The sequence below is a fragment of the Chitinophaga sp. GbtcB8 genome (genome assembly GCF_019091455.1).
Lineage (GTDB): Bacteria > Bacteroidota > Bacteroidia > Chitinophagales > Chitinophagaceae > Chitinophaga.
In genome coordinates this window covers 47827-71090 of sequence record NZ_JAGXJN010000017.1, presented here as the reverse complement: position 1 = coordinate 71090, position 23264 = coordinate 47827, and the positions used below count along the sequence as shown (strand labels likewise).

Here is a 23264-nt window from a genome sequence, read left to right as displayed (position 1 = left end):
GTTACAAAGCGGCCAGCATTTGCCCGCCCGGCAGCTCAGATGCTGCATAGTACAGGGTCAGGTGGCTTTTGGCATTATTTTTTTCCAGCTGCTGTAATGCCTTTACCGGGATGGTCATTTCTTTTTTACTGTCTTCAAACTTCCATTCTTTTACTATGCGGCCACCATTATCTTTAATGGTAAGGCTGCGCCCTGTACCGGATGTTTTGCCGTGGCAATGCGTATAATACACCACCAGCTGATCATCAGGGCTGGCCTTATCCAGCGCCAGGCTTTGTAAGCTGATCTCTTTGGAAGCATATTGTTTTAATACCAGCTTGTTGTTCAGGTAAATTTCATAGCTGTCTACCCCGAATGGCGCTTTAAATGAGAACAGCGCCAGGCAGAAAAAGGCCAGCAGGCCGGTTCCTAACAGGGCTTGTTTAAAAGCAATGTTTTGCATACAATCATGTTTTTGAGGTGAAGGATCATTTGTTATTCACCACAAAACAACAACATCCTGTTAGTACACCCTGCCTGGTCTTGACAAGGGGAATGGAATACTTGACATCCGGCAGGGCCTGGAAAAAATAATTAAACTTTCTAAAAACCTGCTGACATAAGGTTGTCACAACCCGGTAGTTCCTTTGTATCAACAAACAAAAAACTACCACTATGACACAGATGCAACTGTTACTTACAGAACTCGAAAACGAAGCCAATACCACCCGTAAAATGCTGGAACGCGTACCAGCTGACAAATTTGACTGGAAACCCCATCCTAAAAGCGGTACGCTGAAATGGTTAGCCACCCACGTAGCGGAGCTGCCAGGCTGGGTAGAAATGACCCTGCACACCAGCGAGCTGGATTTTGCCAACAACCCTTACAAACAGGAAGTAATAGAAAACAACGATGACCTGTTAGCCTACTTTAACAGGAGCCTTTCCCAGGGCAAAGCTGCCCTGGAAGGTGCTAAAGATGAGCAGCTTGCCGATAGCTGGACCCTGCGCAATGGCGACCAGGTGTATAGCACCAGGTCCAAGGCAGAGGTGATCCGCATGGCATACTGCCAAACCGTGCACCACCGCGCCCAGCTAGGTGTGTACCTGCGCCTGCTGGATGTGCCCATCCCCGGCAGCTATGGCCCCAGTGCAGATGAAATGAATTTCTGAGGTAGCAATAAATTATAATAGAAAGGTGCAGTGGAAACGCTGCGCCTTTCTATTGTAATTATGAGATATTACCGGCTGATCCGTACCGAATAAATATTAGCGCGGCCGTAAATGGAAGGATGTTCATGCAGCCGTTCAATAGTAGTATAACCAACCTTGTGAAACAGCCGTAACAGGCTGTGATAGCTTAGTGGATAAGGCACCCAGCGGTTAGCGTTATCCGTATCATATTCACAAACCAGGAAACAGCCATCTTCTTTTAAGTGACGGCTCAACTTGCGGATAAAGCCTGGCTGGTCGCTTACATAATGTAAGGAATTGGCCATTAGTATCCCATCCAGGTCCTGAAAAGGCAGCTCATTCGCCACAAAATCCAGCCGCAGGGGCTGTACCTTCACCCCGGGCGGAAAGTCGTTGTTTTGTAATTTTACGGGCGCTTTGTCAACCGCGTAAATAGTGCTGTTTGCAGGCAGCAGGCTGGCTAAAGCCGCCGTGAATAAGCCCCCGCCACAGCCCAGATCGGCCCAGGCAGCGCTGCCGTTTGTATGAATCCCCCCGTTTTGTACCAGTGCAATTGCGTCTTTAAGTTCCATCCCTGAAAATTGAGTATCTTTGCCGGCGCAAATTTACAAAGATAGTTTTGATCAGAATAGGAAACATATCACTGCCGGATTTCCCGCTGCTGCTGGCGCCCATGGAAGATGTGAGCGATCCGCCTTTCCGCATCCTGTGTAAGGATAACGGGGCAGACCTCATGTACACGGAATTTATTTCCAGTGAGGGCCTGATCCGCAATGCCATTAACTGCCGCCGCAAGCTGGATATTTTTGAGGAAGAGCGCCCCGTAGGCATCCAGATCTTTGGCGGTGATGAGGAAAGCATGGCGCTGGCATCCGGTATTGTAGATGTAACCAACCCCGACCTGCTGGACATTAACTTTGGCTGCCCTGTAAAAAAGGTAGCCTGCAAAGGCGCCGGAGCCGGCGTATTAAAGGATGTGGATCTCATGGTGCGCTTAACCGCAGCCTGTGTAAAGGCCACCAAACTGCCGGTTACCGTAAAAACCCGCCTGGGCTGGGATGAACAAACCAAGAACATTGAAGAAGTAGCCGAACGCCTGCAGGATGTGGGCATACAGGCCCTCTCCATCCATGGCCGCACCCGCAGCCAGATGTATAAAGGGGAAGCTGACTGGAGCCTGATAGCTAAAGTGAAGAACAATCCCCGCATTCACATTCCCATTTTCGGTAACGGTGATATAGACAGCCCGCAAAAAGCGCTGGAATATAAGAACCGCTACGGCGTGGATGGCGTAATGATAGGCCGCGCAGCCATTGGTTATCCCTGGATCTTCCGCGAAATAAAACATTATATACAAACCGGCGAATTACTGCCCCCGCCCACGGTTGAGGAAAGAGTAGCCGTTTGCAGAAAACATTTACACGAAGCTATTAAATGGCAGAACCAACGGGTAGGCATCAACGAAATGCGGGGCCGTTATGCCAGCTATCTCAAGGGCCTACCTAATATTAAAGAGTACCGCAACAAGCTGAACCGGTTAACGGAAGTAACGGAAGTAGAAGCTGTGCTGGACGAGATCTTAACGGCCTATGCCGGGTTTGAGCTGCAAAGAACGCCCATAGAGCTGATCGATTACCACGAGAATTGCCCGCTGTAAACAGCCAAAAAGAATGTAAAATTTCAAACCGGTGAAGGAGGTTCATAGAGGCCATTTAAAAGACTTTATGAACGGGATAAATGTAAAAGTGAAATGCCGCGAAATCGAATAGGCTTATGTTCGCGGCATTTCACTTTTACATTTATGATTTAAAAATTTACTTTTTACATTCTTCAAAACGACGTTTCATCCGCTCCAATATCCACCCGGCCATTCCTTACACGGGTCTGCTGATCAATATCAAACTCCTGGTACCCGGTCACAAATGCCGGATCACCTGTATTCACAGCAGCAGAGCCGCTGGCAAGATGCAGGTTGAGCGTGGACAGGCTGCTGTTCACAAAAGACGGGATACCGTAGGTAGAATGTACATCCTGGCCGGTGGCGCTTACAAAAGCAGCCAGCGATCCATAGGTTGTTGCCGTCATAGCCCAATCAAACGTAACAGTTGCTGCGCTGCCGGAAACAGAATAATAACGGTTGTAATCCATATGCAGGTTGGTGGAAGTATAACCGGAAAGGGCAATAACAACAATATTGCTGTTGGACTGTACAATGTTATTCCTGATGGTAGCTTCATCTGTGTTCTGCAGGCTGATCTCGCCGCCCCATCCTCCTTTCGTATAATTCTTGAAGAAAGTATTGTTGGTGATGCTTGAATTGATCACTTTACTGTTGGGCGCATTGGAACCGAAAATGATGCCGGCATCTTTATTATTATAAATAAAGTTGTCGCGGATGTTGATGCCATCAGCGGTGTAATTATTGTTCTCGCAACCCACCGTAATACCGGCCAGGTTCTCGTAACAGGTGTTGCCCTCTACATTGATCCATTTACCGCCATCCACATAAATGCCGCCATTGGTAGCCACCGGCGATACGCAGTGATGTACAATGTTATATTTTACATTACCGTTACGTGCAAAGTTCACATTATCCGGTGCGCCTGTCCAGCTATAATGTCCGGTCATATCAATACCTATGTTCCGGATATGGTGTACAACATTACCTTCTATCAGGAAGTTTTCCACGTTGCCGGACAGGGTAAGCCCTTCGCTATAACCAGTATTGCAGCTGTATATTTCATTATCTCCTACAAAGATCTCATTGTAGGAATCGGCTCCGGAGCCTACCACTACCAGCGGATTGGCATTGTCAGAAGAAGAAGGCATGGCGGTTGAATCAGTGGTCCAGCCAATGTTATAGATCTTACAGTTGGATACCTCTACATCTGTTCCCGACCCGATAATATAAATACCAGCAGCAAAATTGCGGATGTTATTTGCTATTCTGATGCCATCAATGCGGATATGGCTTCTGCTGCTAACAGCAATCATCTGGGCCTGTGTATCGTTCGTTGCATTTACCCCATCCAGGATCACCACGCCGTCATTATAATTGGTAAGCGTAATAGGCTCGTCGGCAGAAGCGCCTGAATGCGGCCACCACAGCCTTTCTTTATAGGTGCCCGCTACAACATGAATAGTAGCGCCTGCACCTTCTGTTGTTTTATTCAGGGCCGCCTGTATGGTCTTTAAAGCAGTAGAAGTGCTGGTACCGGCATTAGCATCGTTACCGGAGGCGCCATTAACATAGTAGCTCACAATGGCCAGCTCCGTGTTTGCCTTACGCCCGTTTGAAGGGGACTGCTCTGTTTCTTCCTTTTTGCAGGAGGTGATCACCAGCAGGCATAAACATCCTGCCATGAATGCTTTCATTACTTTGGGTTTCATAGTTTTCCATTTTAGTGTTAATCAATGAGAGTAAGGGTACATACTACATATAGTTTTTCAAATAGATGGCCATCTGGTATAAAGACGAAGGGGCTGATTCAAAGGACCGGGGAAAACAGTGTTTTTTTAAAAGTTTTTTTGTTGCTCCATCTGGGCGCATCTCCGCCCCTATCCGCGCCGTTCATCCATTAATTAATAAAAAAATAGTCCACCACTCTTGTAGACTAAATATTTTTTATCTAATATTGTGACAGATTTAACACACCAGGTAATATGCTGCCGCTAAGCCCACCACTCTTCAGCAGCATAGCTGTAGTACAGCGCACAGGTCTTTGGGATCTTATTCATACTTTATAATACATCGGGGAACATGAACACAACTAAAGGAAATGGCCTTCACCGCGCAGGCGGTGTAAGACCGCGTGACTGCCTATGTTATAACGCACGTTTAAAATGAAAAACCGGAATTGCTGCAACAATTCCGGCGAGTAAAAAAAGGCTGAGTTAAATGGCTGTTAGTGAGTAAATCACTAGCTACCTGCCTTATTATTTATTACCAATACAAATATAATGAAGATTGCCATTATATCGTGGATCATGCTGCTCCCGCTCTTTACCTATGCACAGAACCAGGATAACATCACGCTTTCAGGCGTAGTCATAGATGCACAAACAAAAACACCTTTACCCGGCGCCACCGTACATATTAAGAATACCACGCACGATGGTTTAACCAACGACAAGGGTGAATTTAATTTCCTAACCGGCCAGCGCCTGCCTATAACGTTCCAGGTTTCTTACATTGGCTATAAACAGGCGGAAATAACCGCTAACCAGCGCACCGGCATTGTCCTTGGATTAGAGGCTGCCAACACACAGCTGAATGATGTAGTGGTAGTAGGTTATGGCACACAGCAACGTAAAAGCCTGATCAGCTCTATTTCAAAGGTAAATGCAAGCGGCATTAAGGACATTCCTGTAGCCGGTGTAGATGCCCAGCTGCAAGGTAAAGCAGCCGGCGTACAAATTAACTCCAATACCGGCGTACCGGGCGATGGAGTATTTATCCGCGTACGCGGCGCTACCTCCATTAATGCCAGTAATGACCCTTTGTATGTAGTAGATGGCGTATTCATTAACAACACCAGCCTGCAAACCGTAAGCACCGGTGGCCGCGCTACCTCTCCCATTGCAGACATTAACCCGGCAGATATTGAAAGCATTGAAGTGCTGAAAGATGCCAGCGCCACCGCCATTTACGGATCACGCGGCGCTAACGGGGTGGTGATCATTACTACCAAACGCGGTAAGTTTGGCACCAAACCCACTGTCACTTTTAATACTTCACATGGCTGGGCATGGGCGCCCCAGCTGTGGGACCTTACCACCGGACCGGAACATGCGGAGATCATGAATGAGTTTTACAGGAACTCAGAAGCAGATGCCATTGCAGCCGGTGACCAGGCAGGCATAAAAAAATATGCACAGGTGCCCTTCCGCCCTGTAGCAGACGGCGGCCGCGGCACACCGAAAGAACAGCAGACCTATGACCGCCTGCATAAATTGTTCCGCACCGGTTTGCTGCATAATTACAACCTGGCTTTGCAGGGTGGCAGTCCTACCAATAAATATTATATCGGCGCCGGCTACACGCAGCAGCAGGCGGATATTAAACCCATTGATTTTAACCGTGCCAGCTTAAAGTTCAACTTTGATCAGAAGGTGGGCGATAAAATTACCGTAGGTACCAGCAACAGCCTGTATCGCAGCTTCCGCAACCAGGCCCGCTCCGGCGATGGCCCCCAGGGTGGTTTATTACAAACAGCCCTGCACACGCCAACTTATTTACCGGAAGTAAATCCGGATGGTACGCCTGCCCGTTACGCAGGTTTTGATAACCTGGATGTGCTGCTGAATAATTATGATGTAAATACTACCAGCCTCCGTTACATTGGCAATATCTATGCAGAGGCAGAGATCATCCCGGACCTGAAGTTCCGCACCAGCTGGAGCCTGGATTATAATCACTACGATGAATCAGAGTACTGGAACAACCTTACCCAGCTGGGATCCGCCCCTACCAATGGTTTGGCCACTTCTGCGCTTACGCAGAACACTACCTGGATCAATGAACAAACATTAACCTACCGTAAAACACTGAACACGGTACACACTTTTGGTATCCTGGTGGGTAATACCCTGCAGAGTAATATACAAAGCACTACCTCTGCACAGGGTTCCGGTTTTCCCAGTAACGCATTTAAGCTGATCTCTGCTGCCGCTACCCGCACCTCCTCACAATTATGGAGCAAAGCCAACCTGGCCTCTTTCTTTGGCAGGGTAGATTATAATTATGCCAACAAATATTTTGTAGAGTTCAGCGTGCGTGCAGATGGGTCCTCCCGTTTTGGCGCCAATCACCAGTTCGGGTATTTCCCGGCAGTAGGCGCTGCCTGGCGTTTGAAGGAAGAGGGTTTCCTGAAAGATGTGAACAGTATCAGCGACCTGAAACTGCGCGGCAGCATTGGTCTTACCGGTAACCAGAATGGTATTAACAACTTTGCCGCACAGGGCTTATGGTCTGGCGGCGCCGGCTACCCGGATAACACCACCAGCGGCGACCAGCCGGGCATTTACCCGCTGCAGCTTTCTAACCCTGACCTGCGCTGGGAAAAAACAAGGCAAGCCAACATTGGTGTAGACCTGGGATTGTTAAATGACCGTATAGGCATTGAGGTGAACCTATATTCAAAACATACTACAGATGCTTTGTTACAGCTGCCGGTGAACGCCATTTCCGGTTTTAACTCCTACGCCAGCAATGCAGGTGTGATCAACAACAAAGGGTATGAAGTAGCCATTAATACCTTTAACATCCGCAACCGCCACTTTACCTGGCAAACAAATTTCAATATCTCCGGCAACAGCAATAAAATAGTACAGCTGCCAATACCAGTCACCTATTACAACCGCGACTGGGTAAGGCTGCAGCAGGGTTACTCTATGTACTCCTTCTGGTTGTATAAACAGCTGTATGTGGATCCGCAAACCGGTAACGCAGTGTTTGAAGATGTGAATAAAGACGGGCAGATCACCGTGGCAGACCGGCAGATCATGGGCAGCGCTATTCCCAAATTTTTTGGCGGCATTACCAACAACTTCACCTATAAGGGTTTTGACCTGGGCGTTGCCTTCACCTTCCAGTACGGGAACGATGTATATAACCTGAACCGTTTCTTTGGTGAAGGAGGCGGTACCCGCGATGCCAACCGCGTATTATTTGCCGGCCAGCTAAACCGCTGGCAGAAACCCGGCGATATTACCGATGTGCCCCGCGTTACTGCTTACGGTAACAACTATACGCTGGAGCAGAACAACCGTTTCCTGGAAGATGGCTCTTTCCTGAAGCTCAGCTCCCTCACCTTAGGATACACGGTTCCCAAAAGCATTACCTCCCGTGCAGGTTTCCAGACCGTGCGGGTATACTTCACCGGCAGCAACCTGTTACTGTTTAAAAAATACTCAGGGCCTGATCCGGAAGTGAATGTAACCTCCCTGCAGAACGTACAGGGGCTTGACCTGGGCACTGCGCCCCAGCCCCGCACCGTGCAGTTTGGAGTGAATGTAACGCTTTAATGAACCGTTAAAAAAGAACACAATGCAAACAAGTAAATATATACTTCCGTTCCTGGCCTCCGTGCTGCTGCTGTCCTGCAAAAAATTCCTGGACGTGCAGCCGCAGGATGCAATTTCAGATGATAATTCAGCAGCGATCACGGACAAATCATCCGCAGAAACCGCAACCAGGGGCCTTTACCGGGCTTTATCAGCCGACGCTTATTACGGCAGCAACTTTGTTTCCATTGGCTATTTATCCGGCGATAACATTGTATGGACCGGCTCCCAATCCATTATACAGCAGTTCATCAGCCATAATGTGCGGGCCGACAATGCCAATATAGCCAGCGCGTGGTCCGGCATTTATGCGACTATTAACCGCGCCAATCATATCATTGCCAAAGTACCGGCTGTTACTGATCCTTTGCTTACACAGCAGCTGAAAAACCAGTTTACAGGGGAAGCTTATTTTGTAAGAGCCCTGGGCTATTTTGACCTGGCACGTACCTGGGGCGGGGTGCAGATCACGCTTACACCCACCATTACCCCATCAGATAAATACGGCATTAAACGCAGCAGCCTGGATCAAACCTATAACCAGGTGCTGAGCGACCTGGTAGCAGCAGATTCCCTGCTGCCCGCCACCACCAACCGTTTCCGCGCCACGCAAAAAACTGCCTGGGCCTTACGTGCGCGTTATCATTTATACCGCCAGCAATGGGCCGATGCGGAAACCTATGCCACCAAAGTGATTGCCGATTCTGCCAACTATAAGCTGGTGCAGCCTTACAGCGCATTTTTTGCCAACAATGCCACTGCCACCTCCGAATCTGTGCTGGAGCTTTCTTACAGCGCCACTTATACCAACTCACACCGCAATAGCTGGCAGCCGCCCGCTAATGGCGGTACGCGCCAATGGGCGCCCAATGATGCTTTCCTGGCGCTGGTAAATGATCCCGCTATTGGAGGCAACCGCAGCGCGCTGGTAGCAAAAACATCTGCCGGCCTTTGGTACGGCAATCTATATTACCGCAGCCCGGCCACGGATCCTGCATTTGTAATACGTATTGCAGAGCTGTGGCTGATACGTGCAGAAGCGCGTGCACAGCTCAACAACTTAACCGGCGCTGTCAGCGATCTGAATGCAGTACACAGCCGGGCCGGTGTGCCGCCCAGCGAAGCAGCATCAAAAAGCGACCTGTTGCTGGCCATCGAAAATGAAAGACGGCTGGAATTTGCTTTTGAAGGGCACCGCTGGTACGACCTGGTGCGCACCAACAGGGCCGCTGCTGTATTGGGTGTTACCGATGTTAACAAACAGGTGCTGCCCATACCAGCCGGCGAAGTGCTGAATGATATAGACCTTGAACAGAACAAAGGATATTAATGTGTTATCATAAATTTTAAAACATGACAACAGCCACCTACAATCCCGCGCATACGCCTCCTGCATCCACGGGGTGGAAAGCATATCAGAAGATCATCTTCCGGTTGTTCTTTATTTATTTCCTGGTACAGGTACTACCGCTGGACTGGAAATTTTACCGGGATCTTTTTGCCATTAACTGGCTGCACCTGCAGTATGCAGACATTTTTAACATTGCGCATTATACGCCCAGCTTTTTTGCCGGGCAAACGCGTTTTGCAGACTGGGCTATTTTTCTGGGTATTGCAGCTGCCGGCACTGTAATATGGAGTTATTTAGATAAAAAGAACCAGTACAGCACTAATTACGATGCGCTGTATTACTGGCTGCGCGTGCTGTTGCGCTACCGCCTGGCCATTGCATTGCTGGCTTACGGATTTATAAAATTCTTCCCGCTGCAGTCGCCCCCTCCTTCCCTGAGTAACCTGAATACACCTTACGGTGATTTTACGGAGTGGAAATTATTTTCCTTAAGCCTGGGCATTGTACCGGGTTATGAAACTTTCCTGGGGCTGGTGGAGATCATTGCAGCAGTACTGCTGTTATACCGCAAAACCACTACGCTGGGCGCATTCATTGTACTGGCTTTTACCGGCAACGTGTTTATGTCTAACCTGGCTTACGGTGGCGGTGAAGCGGTGTACAGTTTTTACCTGGTATTAATTGCGCTGTTCCTGTTTGCGTATGATGTGCCTAAGCTCACCAACCTGCTGGCTTTTGGCCGCCCTACCGCACCCAATAATTACCGGCCTTCATTCACCCAGCCCAGGCTGCGGTATGCCCGCTTAGCGCTGAAAGCTTTTGTAGTACTGTTCTTTGGCGTCATCTATGGCGCGCAAACTTATGCTGCTATACAATATCAATATCCTGCTGCACCTGGTTTGGCAGGCGTGCAGGGTTTATATAACGTGCGCGAGTTCCGTTACAATCATCAAACATTACCCTACAGTGATATTGATCCTGTGCGCTGGCAGGATGTGGTATTGGAAAAATGGAATACACTCAGCATCCGCTCCAACCGCCCGGTGGTTATTGATTCCACGAATGTGGACAGCATTCACACCACAGATCAGGACCGCACCTTTGAGCTACAAGGCAGTGCTGCAAGACATTATTACAGCTACCAGGCCGATACCGTGCACCAGCTGCTGGTGCTGCAAAACCGCAACCCGCACCATCGTGCAGAGCAATGGCTGCTGCATTATGAGCGGCCTAATGATAGTACGCTCATCCTGGCTGGCGCTAACCAGGCCAAAGACTCTGTGTACGTTGTATTAGACCGGGTGAATAAGAAATACCTGCTGGAAGAAGTGACCAAAAAAGGCCGTAGCAGGTCCATCAAACTATAATCAGTTCATCTGAAAAATATTGTTATGTCTACCATCACCATTCCTGAAATACATGCCGCACGGGATAACCAGCTTCCGCCCCTGGCCGGCATTTCCACGCCCTGGAAAACATATGAGCTGATTGCTTTCCGCATTGCATTCATCTTTTTTGTGGCCATCTCCATTCCCAATAATGCGGAATGGTATAGCCATGTATTCCATATTAACTGGACGCGCCTGCATTACCGCGACCTGTATGATATTGCGCGGTTCGGCTCCGGCATCAATGTATTTGGCAACACTATCTTTGGCAGTCCCCTGTACGGTTATGCCAACTGGATCATTACTTTCCTGGTATCTGTTGCAGGAGGTTTAATATGGACAGTGATAGACAGCCGCCGTAAAGATCCGCCACTGGAATATAACCAGCTGTATTACTGGCTGCGGGTAGTGGTGCGTTACCGTGCAGGCATTGGCATTATTGGCTTTGGTTTTACCAAGCTGCTGCCGGTACAAATGCCTTTCCCATCTTTAGGATTGCTGAACACTAACTTTGGCGATTTCTCTGCACAAAAGATCTACTGGCTTATCATAGGCATAGTGCCCTGGTACCAGGTATTTGCAGGTATAGTGGAGGTAACGGCCGGTACGCTGCTGTTCTTCCGCAAAACCACTACCCTGGGCGCAGCCCTGCTGGTAGGCGCTTTAGGCGATATTGTGTATGTGAACTTTGCCTATGATGGCGGTGTGCACGTATACAGCTCCTACTTTGTGCTGTTAGGCGGCTTCCTGCTGGTGCAGGATGTGCCCAAGCTGTACCGCTACTGGATCAAAGAAGAATATACCGTTCCGTTATACCATTTCCCTGTATTCTCAAAAGGATGGCAGTATGCGCGCGTGGCATTGAAAACCGGTGTGATCGTATTGTTCCTGGGTGTGTTGTATTACCTGCAGCTGGTGAACTATAAGTATGATCCCTACAAACAACCTTCCACTGCCGGTGTGCGTGCTTTAAGAGGCAACTACCGGGTAACGGAATTCCGCATTAATAACAGGGTTATTCCTTACGACCCTACTGATAGCATCCGCTGGCAACGGGTAACCTTTGAAAAATGGACCAGCCTAACGTATACGGTTAATCGTGCTGCATTCATTGATCTCTCTAACGGTGGTGGTGATCCTATGCGGGACATTAACCGCACCTTTGAGCTTACGGGTACCGGTGGCGGGCAGCGGGTTTTCCACTACTATGCAGACAGCATTGACCATGTGTTATACCTGCAGGATAAATACAAAGCAATCCCCGACCGCAGGAACCGTGTAGCCGGTGTGGGTGGTGATCAGAATTATGATCTGAATGCCGGCAAGCCGCTGGCTAAAGAAGGCCGCAGGCATGACAAGGATACCACTGACCGTAACTGGATCTCCAAAGCAGCCTGGGCGCATATTGGTGATGAGAACCACATGATCGATAAAACAGTATGGACTGCCCGCCGCGACCGTGAATTTGCAGCGCCGCTCAAAAATGAGCACCGGAACCGCATGGTGCTGCAATATGAAACAACAGACGGATCGCACGTAATACTGAAAGGTGTGGATGAGCATAAAGATTCTATTTACGTAGTGCTGGACCGCGTGAACCGGCCCTACCAGGTAAAACCCAGTACACTGGATGCAGGTAAATATTAAAACGTATATACTGTACAGTTATATGCTCTGCATGTCCTGTAAGCACAATAGTAACAGCACAGTGGTTTTACAAGATACTGCTAACTGGCCGGCTGCCTTTGGATTTGGCCGGCCGGCCACGCAGGCTGAAATAGCAAAGCTGGATATAGATGTACGGCCGGATGGGAAAGGATTACCACCCGGCGCCGGTGATGCCGCTACCGGCAAAACCATTTATATGGCTAAATGCGCCGCATGCCATGGCATTGGTGCAGAACCGATGGATGTAAAACTGCCCGGCCCTGCACTGATGAATGACAACGCAGGCGCAGACCGCAACAAGCTAAAGACCATTGGTAACTACTGGCCCTATGCCACTACCATTTTTGATTATGTACGCAGGACCATGCCTTACAATGCGCCAGGCACCTTAACGGATAATGAAGTATATAGCCTTACCGCTTATATCTTAAATGCCAACAATATTATTACCGCGCAAACAGCGATGAACGCGGCATCTTTACCGAAGGTGACCATGCCTGCAAAAAAATTATTTGTACCGGATAACCGGCATGCGGGGCCGGAGATTCGCTAACCGTGATATATGAGTAAAAGAAAGATCAGCCGGCGTACCATGTTGGGCGGGGCCGCTACTGCCGCTGTAATGCTGTTCAAATCCTCTTACGGGAAAATGATCCACGCGGGCATACCGGAATCTGTGCTGCAGTCAGCAGACCCTACTAAAACAATAGGACCGCCGCCCGGCGAAACAGGCACCCGCTCTGCATTTGAGCACGTAGTAAAAAAACCTTCCGACATTTCTTCGCGCACACCGCTGCAGGATCTGTATGGGATCATTACACCATCAGACCGGCATTATGAGCGCCATCATGCCGGTGTACCGGCCATTGATCCGCATAAATATGAGCTGCTGATCCATGGCATGGTGAATAAGCCCATGGTGTTCACCCTGGCGGATCTGAAGCGTTTCCCCTCTGTATCCCGCATTTGTTTTTTAGAATGCTCCGGTAACTTCCGCAATAGTAAGGAAACGCTTACCCCGCAAGAAATCTGCGGCCTTACCAGCCAAAGTGAATGGACGGGTGTAATGCTCTCCACCCTGTTCCGTGAAACAGGCGTGCAGCCCAAAGCCAGCTGGTTCCTGGCAGAAGGTGGTGATGCCGCCATTATGACCCGCAGCATTCCTGTTAAAAAAGCCTGGGATGATGCCATGATCGTATACGCGCAGAACGGGGAAGCCATCCGCCCGGAGCAGGGTTATCCCGCACGTTTATTGCTGCCGGGCTGGGAAGGCAATACCAGTGTAAAATGGCTGCGCCGCCTGGAGCTTTCTGACCAGCCTTACATGACACGGGAAGAAACTTCTAAATACACTTATGCCGTAAAAGACCGCATCCGCCAGTTCAGCTTTGAGATGGATGCCCGCTCCATCATTACCTTCCCTGCTTTTCCGCAGCAGGTAGCCAAAGGCTGGATAGAGATCCGCGGTATTGCGTGGAGCGGATGGGGTAAAATTGTAAAAGTAGAGGTGAGCACAGATGCCGGTAAAACCTGGCAGGCAGCCCGTTTGCAGGAGCCTGTGCTGGACAAGGCGCATACCGGTTTCCGCTATTTATGGCAGTGGAATGGCGATACTACAGAGATCATGAGCCGCGCCATTGATGAAACAGGATATACACAGCCCAGCTTACAACAATTAGTGAATGCACGCGGCACAGATATGGGAGGGTACCATATGAATCCCATTACCGCCTGGGTAATACAGCGGGATGGTAAGGTGCTGTTCAAACCTGAAAAATGGAAATGAGCACACCACATTGTCAATAAAAAACACTTATTTTGATAACATGCAGCAACCCGAATATGATGCAGTGGTAGTAGGTTCCGGCCCCAATGGACTGGCAGCCGCCATTGCTATGCAGCAGGCAGGCTTATCCGTTTTACTGGTAGAGGGGAAGGAAACTATTGGCGGCGGCTTACGCTCTGCGGAGCTTACGCTGCCAGGATTTGTGCACGATATCTGTTCTGCTATTCACCCCACAGCTGTTATCTCACCTTTTTTTTCTTCTTTGCCTTTAGCGCAGCATGGCCTGCAATTCATATACCCGGAAGTAGCCGCAGCGCATCCTTTTGATGATGGCAGCGCCGCAGTGTTAAAAAAATCCATTCAGGAAACTGCACAGCTGTTAGGAAGCGATGAGCAAACCTACCTGCAGCTGTTACAGCCACTGGTAAAGGATCTGCCACAGCTGGCGCCTGATATACTGGGGCCTTTGCGTTTTCCCAAACACCCCTTAGTGATGGCCCGTTTTGGGCTGAATGCATTAACATCTGCAACGTACCTGGCTAAACGATTTCATACACAAAAAGCAAGAGGTTTATGGGCGGGCATGGCCGCGCATGCCATACAACCGCTTAGCAACCTCACCACATCCGCCATTGGGCTGGTATTGCTGGCAGCAGGGCATGCACAGGGCTGGCCCGTTCCGGTTGGTGGCTCCATAGCTATTGCCAAAGCGCTGGCCGCTTATTTTGTGTCTCTTGGTGGAAAAATTGAAACCAACTTTTATGTGCAGAAGCTGAACCAGCTGCCCCCCTCCCGCGCCGTGCTGCTGGATGTAACACCCAAACAGCTGCTGGACATAGCCGGCGACCAGTTCTCTGCTTTATACAAATGGCAGCTGCAGCACTACCAGTATGGTATGGGTGTTTTTAAAACAGACTGGGCGCTGGATGGGCCCATTCCCTTTACTGCAGCGGAATGCCGGCAGGCGGGCACCGTGCATTTAGGCGGTACATTTGAACAGATTGCTGCTGGTGAAAAAGCTACTGCCGCCGGGCAGCATGTACAGCAACCTTATGTATTATTAGCGCAGCAAAGTTTGTTTGATACCTCCCGTGCACCGCATGGCAAGCAGGTGGCCTGGGCGTATTGCCATGTACCCAATGGCTCACAGCAGGATATGACGGAGATTATAGAGAACCAGATAGAGCGTTATGCACCAGGTTTTAAAAAGCTGATCATAGGCCGGCATACCATGCATACCGCGCAAATGCAGGTTTATAATCCCAACTATATTGGTGGGGATATTAATGGCGGCATACAAAACATCCAGCAATTATATACCCGCCCGGCATTGCGCTGGTCGCCGTATAGAACATCTGCTAAGGGTGTTTATATCTGTTCTTCTTCCACACCGCCCGGTGGCGGCGTACATGGTATGTGCGGGTTTCATGCGGCTAAAAGGGCGTTGAGGGATGTGTTTGATATAAAGTTATAACCCATACTTCACCTCATAAGCCTTTCCTTTCTCTATTGTTATCTCATACACACCATTTCCCTTTGCACTAATCTCCGCTCCCGCACAAGTGGGCTTGCTTCTGCTTTTAAAACGCAGTGTACCCGTTCCCGTACCTGATTGCACTTTGATCTGTTTAGTGTTGCAATACACTTTAATATCTCCATCCGGTGTAGGCACCGTACCCTCCATCCATTGCAGGCCGCCTAAGGCAGGCTCCATTATCCAGCTTTTATAAGCCGGCGCCGTAGGCCGCACACCTAAATAATATTTGCCCAGCAAATAAATAGGGCTGGCGCCCCAGGCATGGCATAAGCTGCGCCCAAAGGGCCGGCCATACATGGCATAATGTTCCGCACCCTTTTCTTTGGGATCATACTTTTCCCAGAAAGAGGTAGCGCCCAGCTTAAGCATACCACCCCAGTAATCCTTCATTTCCTTCAGCACATAATTTTGCTCACCCATGGCGCATAAGGCTTCCAGCTCATAAAAACGCATATAAGGCGTGGTGATCTGCTGCACACTATCATTCAGCAGCACATGCTGTTTTACACCCTGTTTCTGTGCCTCATTGAGGTAATCAAAAAATATGGAGAACATATTGCTGTAACGTGTTACATAATTGGTAGGGGTACCATTTATGCGGCTATGCACCAGCGCCTGTTTGCCCGCATCCCAGTAGTAGGCAAACAGTTTGGTGTGCAGGTCAGCAGCCAGCTGTTTGTACTGCGTAGCGCCGGTTTTATCCTTTACAAGGTCTGCACACAGGGCCATGGTTTCCAGGCTGCGGCAAAATAACAGCTGCTCAAAGCTTACTTCTCCCTGTTTGCTTAACCCATCTGCCCAGTCAATAAATACCCAGTCGCCGGGCAGGCCTTCCAGCATACCATCCTTATTACGGCGTTGCAGGCAAAACTCAATGAGGCTTTGCATGCGCGGGTAAAACTGTTGTATAAAAGTTTCATCACCTGTGTACAGGTAATAATCATAAATACCCAGGAACCAGTAAAAGGTATAATCCATGATGGTATTTATATGGCTGCTCACCGGGTCTTTACCACGCAGGGCCAGCAGGGTGCGGGATACCGTAGGCGCATCAAAGAACAGGTAATAGTTCATCAGAAAGCTCTGGTATGCATCGCCAGACCATATCCAGCGGTCGCGCTTAATGCCGTCAATAAAAAACTCACGGGTATTTAAGTGCAGCGTGTAGGCGGCCACGTTCCAGATCTGGTTCACCTGCTCATCGGAACAATGGAAGCTGCCACGGTTAGCTACGGGTAAAAACTCGTACAACATGGATACGGAATCTATCTTCACATCGCCTTCATACTGTATATTCACAAAACGGAACGCTTTGGAAAGCGGCATGGTGGAATCTTTAGCGGCAGCCTGCTGCACATCCAGCTGGTCCAGCGTTTCACAGGTAGTGGTGGCCAGGGCTTCTTCCTGCGACTCCCCGTAATAAATGGCTACTTTACCATTCCCCTTTAAGCCATGCAGCTGTATAAATCCAAATGTTTCCTTACCAAAATCCACCAGCATAGATTGCCCGCTGCGTGTGGTTTTTACAGGCGATTGCGGCTGCACATTCAACTTGAACTGGGAAGGCGGCATTAATGGGTCATGAAAGTTCCAGGAGCCGGCCTGCAGCCATTTGGTGCCTGACTGGGAGGATACCATGCCCGTGGCATCAATCCATTCCTTATCCTCGTAGGTCACCTTCCAGGTAGAATCAGAAACCACTGTTTTGCCCTGCACAAAAATGGCAGGTACCTGGGTTTGGTTATATACTTTTATATTCAGCCGGTGTTTCCCGGCCGGTATGGTTACTTTTTGCGGGCGGCCCGGCAGCATTTTGCTATCCAGCTTTACGTTATAAGATCCTTCTGCATACAATGTTACCTCTTCCGGCGCAGCAAGATTAAATACTTTGTGAAAATCCATCAGCACATAATGACTGTCCATGCGCCAGAAAGGGGGAAGGAAAGCGCCACGCTCCGTACGCCGGTTCTGCATTTTATTGCCCAGCCATATTTCAAAATCGCCGGGGTACCAGATCCAGGTAGCCTTAGACTGCGCATGCAGAATATCTGTCCCAAAGACACTTATTAATAAAAGAACAGCAATAGAGAACTTCTTCATAACAGGAATTATCAATACCACAATATACAAACAAATAGGTAGTACACTATAGTATAGTTTATTTTGCCTGCGTATGCCGGTAAATAAGGGCAGAAACGTTGGCCATGGCCTGTACGCCGGCCTTAATATCAGGTAATTGTTTGGAGAGCAGCACCAGTACATACTTGCGGCCATCGGGCAAAAATACAATACCTGCATCATGCCGTACACCGCTGATCTCGCCGGTTTTATGGGCCACTTTTACATCCGGCGGCAGCTGAGCGGGGATCACATCATTAAAATGCTGATCCAGTAATATTTTGACCATAGCCTGGGAAGCTGGGGCATTTACCGCCTTACCTTCTGCTATTTTTTCAAATAACAGCATCAGGTCATAAGCCGTGGTAGTATTATTCAATCCCTTTCCAAAGGCCTTATCATCTTCCACACCCCGCAACACCTGTATATGTGCAGCGCCCAGATCGCGCATGGTTCGGGTTACATTTTTAGCATCCACCATTTCAATGATAAGATTGGTAGCCAGGTTGCTGCTCATGATGATCATCTCATACATTAATGCAGATAAGGTTTTGCGTGTGCCCACCTGCTGGTACAGCTCCTCCTGGCTGTCATCCTCCGGGTTTAAATGATAAACGCTGCTATCTACAATACTTTTAAATTCATTCTTCACCATTACGGAATCCGACAATGCAAAGCGCCCGGCAGCCGCCTGTTTAAATACTTCTATCATGACCGGCACTTTCATGGTGCTGGCCGCATGAAAAGTTTCCTGTGCATTGATCAGCAGCTCAGTGCCGGTTTGCAGGTCTTTAAAAGCCACGGCAAACACACCAGGATATTTAGCCAGCGTATCCTTTACGGATTGCTCCAGCTGTGCAGATGCGGAAAAATAAGCCATCATTAAAAATGTAAATAATCCCAAACGGCAGATCATATCATCAAAATACGGCAAAGCTGCCATATTTAGGCAGCCATATTTAGGCACATGCTTTGAGGCTACCCTTAAAAAGAGCAGTATGTAGCCACCGCCCGCTACTGATGAGCTGTAACGCAATACAGCATTATGGCTTATGTAAGCATCTGCTCATTAAAAATATTTTTATGGCCACTGCATCCAAAACCAGGGTAAGCCCTGCCAAACGTAAACCGGTTAAACGCAAAACCACCCAAAAAACAACTGCCACGGAAAAGGTGCCTGCTACCCGCAAGAAAAAGGAAGCGCTCAAAGACCTTTCCGTTACTTACGACCAGTTCAAGGAATTTGAAGGGCAGCGGTATACCGGTATGAAGGTGGGTAAAAGCCACAAATGGTATTATGATAAAGGGGAATGGCATGAAACCAAGATCACGCCGGACCTGTGGGAAATATCCTACGCCGTAACCAAACGCCGCGCAGGCAAAGCGCCGGAAGGCAGCGGGGTGCCGGTGGGCACAGCTTACCACTGGTATATATTTGCGCACCAGAATGTACGTAAGCTGAATGCAGACGACTATACCACGTCCATGAGCGGGCTTAAGCTAAAACTGGCGCATAAACGTTTCGACAGTGAAAAGTGGAGCGTAAGCGCCAAAACCCAACGCAAACATTTAGTGGAATTTTTACAGGAGCTGATCGCGCAGCTGGAGCAAGAGCCCATACCTGTAGCCTTTAACTACAATGGAAAAGATTATAAAGGAGAAGCTATTCCCATTACGCAAACCTGTTTGAATGGGGTATGCACCAAGCTGGATGTAACCCTGAACGATGAGCAGATAGGCATTGTACGCTACCTGAAAAGCGGCTGGAAAACAGACAGCAATACTGATAAGAAATTTATAAAAGCCATTGGGAATGAAATCTTAAATTGGTACAACAAAAAATAAACCGACATGCCTGAATTACCAGACCTGCAGGTATTTAGCCGTAACCTGGAAAAAAAGCTGGCAGGAAAAACGTTGCAGAAAGTTACGGTTCACAACACAAAAAAGCTGAACGTACCTGCCGCAGCCCTGCAAAAAACCTTGAAGGATCAAAAGCTTAAAAAAGTGCACCGCGTAGGTAAAGAGCTGCATTTTGATTTTAATAGCGGTGATGTGCTGGCATTACATTTAATGCTCCGCGGACAGCTGCATTTATTTGAAAAAAAGAACACTAATAAACATACCATCATTGAGTTGTTGTTTGATGATGACACCGGGCTGGCCATGACAGACGGTTTTGGACAAGCCACCCCTACACTGAACCCCGAAGAGCGGGAGGCCATTGATGCGCTTTCCCCTAAAATGACAGCTGCCTTTTTGGAAGAACAGCTTTCCAAAACAAAAGGTAATATCAAAAACCTGCTGCTGGACCAGCATATTATTCGTGGTATTGGTAATGCTTATGCCGATGAAATTTTGTGGGATGCCGGCATCTCACCCTTTTCCAGCAGCCAGAAAATTCCGGAGACTAAAATAAAAGCGCTGGCCAAATCCATTAAAGATGTGCTGCACAAAGCAGAAAAAGAGATCCTGAAAACACACCCGGATATTATCAGCGGAGAAGTACGTGATTTCATGAATATTCATAATCCTAAAAAAACGCATAGCCCTTCCGGTGCTACCATTCAGCACAAAGCAGTGGGTGGCCGCAAAACTTACTACACAGAAGAGCAGGAATTATTTGATTAACATTAACGGACAGGCCTTGTCCGTTTTTGGACACAATACCCGGCAGACACATCGCTTATTCATTGAAAATGAGCAGGATGCGTATTTGGCATAAAGACTGTGCCTTGTACGCAACTCATTCTACCCGACATGCAAAACCACTCGCTTAAAATTGCCTGGCGTAATCTCTGGAAAGACCGTTTTTATTCCATCATCAATATTACCGGGCTGGCCGTAGCTATGGCCGCTTTCCTGCTTATTATAAATTATGTGCGCTTTGAAAATAGCTACGAGAATTTTTATACCAAAGCAGATAATATTTACCGCGTAACGCTGGACCTGTATAAAGACGGCGCCTACGTGGTAACGGATTGCGAAACACATCCGCCCATGGCCCCGGCAGTAAAAAAACAGCTGCCCGAAGTAAAGGATTTTGTGCGGGTACAGCGGCTGGGACAAAATGAAATAACCAACGCCCGGCATCAGGCTTTTCTGGTAGATCATGTATATGCAGCAGATGCCTCTTTCTTTTCCATTTTCAATTGCAGCTTTATACAGGGCGATCCTTCCACGGCACTGAAAGGCGCCATGGACGCAGTGATCACGCAAAGTACCGCAGCCAGGATCTTTGGGAACCAAAATCCCATTGGACAAACTTTAAACTTCAGATCGCAGATAGTGACCGTAACAGGGGTAATAAAAGATGTGCCGGAGAACACCCACCTGAAATATAACATCCTGCTGTCCCTCAATTTTGTGGCAAAGCAGGGTTTTGATCTGGACAGCTGGCAAGCCAATAATAATTTCACTTACCTGGAAATGGCCCCGCATACCAGCCTGACGGCCTTTAATGCCAAGCTGAAAGCCTTCACCAAAGAACGTTTTAAGGATAAGATCTATAAAGCAGAACTGATCAAAGACATACACCTGCATTCCAGGAAAACCTATGAGCCGGAAGTGAACGGTGATGCCAAAACTGTACAGTTCCTGCTGGTGGTGGCTTTCCTGATATTGCTGATAGGCACTATCAACTACGTGAACCTTACTACCGCCCGTGCTGCAGAACGCCTCAAAGAAGCCAGCATAAAAAAAATACTGGGCGCCAACCGGTGGACGCTGGTGAAACAGTTCTTTACAGAATCTCTGCTCATTAACATCATGGCATTCGGGCTGGCGCTGGTGCTTATGCAACTATGCCTGCCCATGTATGCCAATATTGTTGGTAAAGCGGCTACAGTGGGCATTTTTACAACCAGCTATTTTTGGATGATCTGCGCAGCGCTGTTCCTGCTGAACGGGCTGTTATCCGGTTTATATCCATCCATAGCCTTATCATCCGTAAAAGCCGTAAGTGCGCTGAACCGCAGCTTTACCAATGCGCTGGAAGGCGGCGCTTTAAGAAAAACGCTGGTGGTAGGGCAGTTCACCATTGCCTCTGTGGTATTGGTGGCCTCTATTATTGTATACAAGCAATTATATTTTATGCGTAGCCAGGACCTGGGTGTAAACCTGGACCAGCTTATGGTTATAAAAGCGCCTGCGCTGATAAATGACAGCACCAGCAACCTTGCATTTAAAGATGAGCTGCAGCAGCTGGCCGGTGTAAGCAGGGTGGCCCTGGGCGGCGCTATGCCTGGTATGGACACCAGGGATATTTCCTCTACCAGCGGCGTAACGCGGGTAGGCGCAGAACAAAAGTCCAGCTATAATTATTACCTCTATGGTATAGATGCTGATTTTGTACCGGCCATGGATATTAAAATGGCTGCCGGCCGCAATTTTATAGCCGGCGCCCCCAATAAGAACGAGGTGCTGGTGAACGAAGAAACTGTGCGCCTGCTGGGCTTTACATCGCCGGAAGCAGCAGTTGGCAGTAAAATAAACTCCTGGGGCGGGCAGTCGGTAATTGCAGGCGTAATGAAGAACTATCACCAGCGTTCATTAAAAGAGGCCCTGCTGCCCATGGTGCATGTGTATGAGCCACGGTACGCCAATTATTTTGCAGTGAAAATGAATGCCCGCGATATACGTAATACGGTGAGTGCTGTAGAAAAGAAATGGCAGGCTTATTTTAAAGATCACCCATTCAACTATTTTTTCCTGGACGACATGTTTAACCAGCAATACCAGGCCGACACCCGTTTAGGCCAGATCGTTACCATTTTTTCTTTCTTCACCATTTTTATTACCTGCCTGGGTTTGCTGGGATTGACTGCTTACAGTGTAAGCCGCCGTACCCGGGAAATAGGCATCCGCAAAGTACTGGGCGCCAGCGTTACCGGCATTATACATTTGCTGACGCGGGATTTTATTCGCCTGGTAATAATAGCCGTGATAATAGCTACACCCATTGCCTGGTGGACGATGAACAAATGGCTGGATGATTTTGCCTACCGCATAACCGTACCCTGGTGGGCCTTTGCCATAGCCGGTTTGCTAATGATGGTGGTAGCCGTGTTCACCATCAGCTTCCAGTCTATGAAAGCAGCCCTGATGAATCCAATAAAGAGTTTAAGAAGCGAATAACGAATTACGCTTAACGCAGAATGCTTAACGCTAATTGTGTCT

The 23264-nt window shown here is 48.5% G+C and carries 17 protein-coding genes; 12 read left to right on the top strand and 5 right to left on the bottom strand.

Going from position 1 to position 23264, the window contains the following annotated elements:
* Window position 1: 1 nt before the first annotated feature.
* Window positions 2–442 carry a hypothetical protein gene (locus KVT36_RS16345; protein WP_217604546.1) on the bottom strand — a complete coding sequence of 147 codons (441 nt, stop codon included), beginning with the start codon at window positions 440–442 and terminating at the stop codon, window positions 2–4.
* A gap of 212 nt (window positions 443–654) precedes the next feature.
* Between KVT36_RS16345 and KVT36_RS16340 the strand changes: the two genes are divergently transcribed.
* Window positions 655–1152: a DinB family protein gene (locus tag KVT36_RS16340; RefSeq protein WP_217604545.1), complete on the top strand. Its 498-nt coding sequence runs from the start codon at window positions 655–657 to the stop codon at window positions 1150–1152.
* A gap of 68 nt (window positions 1153–1220) precedes the next feature.
* Here KVT36_RS16340 and KVT36_RS16335 read toward each other — a convergent pair whose 3' ends face one another.
* Complete coding sequence (locus KVT36_RS16335) at window positions 1221–1745, bottom strand: class I SAM-dependent methyltransferase (RefSeq protein ID WP_217604544.1); 525 nt, start codon at window positions 1743–1745, stop codon at window positions 1221–1223.
* A 47-nt stretch (window positions 1746–1792) separates the two neighbouring features.
* Here KVT36_RS16335 and dusB point away from each other — a divergent pair, with 47 nt between their 5' ends.
* Window positions 1793–2830 (top strand): tRNA dihydrouridine synthase DusB, encoded by a 1038-nt coding sequence (dusB, locus tag KVT36_RS16330; protein WP_217604543.1) that lies wholly within the window; start codon window positions 1793–1795, stop codon window positions 2828–2830.
* A gap of 173 nt (window positions 2831–3003) precedes the next feature.
* Here the strand turns inward: dusB and KVT36_RS16325 are convergent, their stop codons facing one another.
* Window positions 3004–4563, bottom strand: a complete 1560-nt coding sequence (locus KVT36_RS16325) for a right-handed parallel beta-helix repeat-containing protein (protein ID WP_254640047.1) — start codon at window positions 4561–4563, stop codon at window positions 3004–3006.
* Window positions 4564–5160: 597 nt separating this feature from the next.
* Here KVT36_RS16325 and KVT36_RS16320 point away from each other — a divergent pair.
* The 7 genes from KVT36_RS16320 to KVT36_RS16290 are packed head-to-tail and all read left to right on the top strand — an operon-like array spanning window position 5161 to window position 15905.
* Complete coding sequence (locus tag KVT36_RS16320; RefSeq protein ID WP_217604542.1) at window positions 5161–8199, top strand: TonB-dependent receptor; 3039 nt, start codon at window positions 5161–5163, stop codon at window positions 8197–8199.
* Window positions 8200–8221: 22 nt separating this feature from the next.
* Entirely contained in the window at window positions 8222–9568 is a 1347-nt protein-coding gene (locus tag KVT36_RS16315; protein ID WP_217604541.1) for a RagB/SusD family nutrient uptake outer membrane protein, read from the top strand.
* A 23-nt stretch (window positions 9569–9591) separates the two neighbouring features.
* A complete protein-coding gene (locus KVT36_RS16310) occupies window positions 9592–10956 on the top strand; it encodes a DoxX family protein (protein ID WP_217604540.1) in 1365 nt (454 codons plus the stop codon).
* A 24-nt stretch (window positions 10957–10980) separates the two neighbouring features.
* Complete coding sequence (locus KVT36_RS16305) at window positions 10981–12624, top strand: MFS transporter (protein WP_217604539.1); 1644 nt, start codon at window positions 10981–10983, stop codon at window positions 12622–12624.
* A 31-nt stretch (window positions 12625–12655) separates the two neighbouring features.
* Window positions 12656–13198 (top strand): c-type cytochrome, encoded by a 543-nt coding sequence (locus tag KVT36_RS16300; RefSeq protein ID WP_217604538.1) that lies wholly within the window; start codon window positions 12656–12658, stop codon window positions 13196–13198.
* A 9-nt stretch (window positions 13199–13207) separates the two neighbouring features.
* Complete coding sequence (gene soxC / locus KVT36_RS16295) at window positions 13208–14431, top strand: sulfite dehydrogenase (RefSeq protein WP_217604537.1); 1224 nt, start codon at window positions 13208–13210, stop codon at window positions 14429–14431.
* A complete protein-coding gene (locus KVT36_RS16290) occupies window positions 14394–15905 on the top strand; it encodes a phytoene desaturase family protein (RefSeq protein WP_368670029.1) in 1512 nt (503 codons plus the stop codon). Before soxC ends, KVT36_RS16290 begins: the two co-directional genes overlap by 38 nt.
* Here the strand turns inward: KVT36_RS16290 and KVT36_RS16285 are convergent.
* On the bottom strand, window positions 15900–18068 hold the full coding sequence (locus tag KVT36_RS16285; RefSeq protein WP_217604535.1) for an alpha-L-rhamnosidase C-terminal domain-containing protein: 2169 nt from the start codon (window positions 18066–18068) through the stop codon (window positions 15900–15902). The genes KVT36_RS16290 and KVT36_RS16285 overlap by 6 nt on opposite strands.
* Window positions 18069–18126: 58 nt before the next feature.
* Entirely contained in the window at window positions 18127–19029 is a 903-nt protein-coding gene (locus tag KVT36_RS16280) for a serine hydrolase (protein ID WP_254640046.1), read from the bottom strand.
* A gap of 140 nt (window positions 19030–19169) precedes the next feature.
* Here KVT36_RS16280 and KVT36_RS16275 point away from each other — a divergent pair, with 140 nt between their 5' ends.
* The 3 genes from KVT36_RS16275 to KVT36_RS16265 all read left to right on the top strand — a co-directional run bounded on the left by KVT36_RS16275 (window position 19170) and on the right by KVT36_RS16265 (window position 23222).
* Entirely contained in the window at window positions 19170–19931 is a 762-nt protein-coding gene (locus KVT36_RS16275; protein WP_254640045.1) for a hypothetical protein, read from the top strand.
* A 6-nt stretch (window positions 19932–19937) separates the two neighbouring features.
* Window positions 19938–20717: an Fpg/Nei family DNA glycosylase gene (locus KVT36_RS16270; RefSeq protein ID WP_217604534.1), complete on the top strand. Its 780-nt coding sequence runs from the start codon at window positions 19938–19940 to the stop codon at window positions 20715–20717.
* Between the two features lie 129 nt (window positions 20718–20846).
* Window positions 20847–23222 carry an ABC transporter permease gene (locus tag KVT36_RS16265; RefSeq protein ID WP_217604533.1) on the top strand — a complete coding sequence of 792 codons (2376 nt, stop codon included), beginning with the start codon at window positions 20847–20849 and terminating at the stop codon, window positions 23220–23222.
* The last annotated feature ends 42 nt before the right edge of the window (window positions 23223–23264 follow it).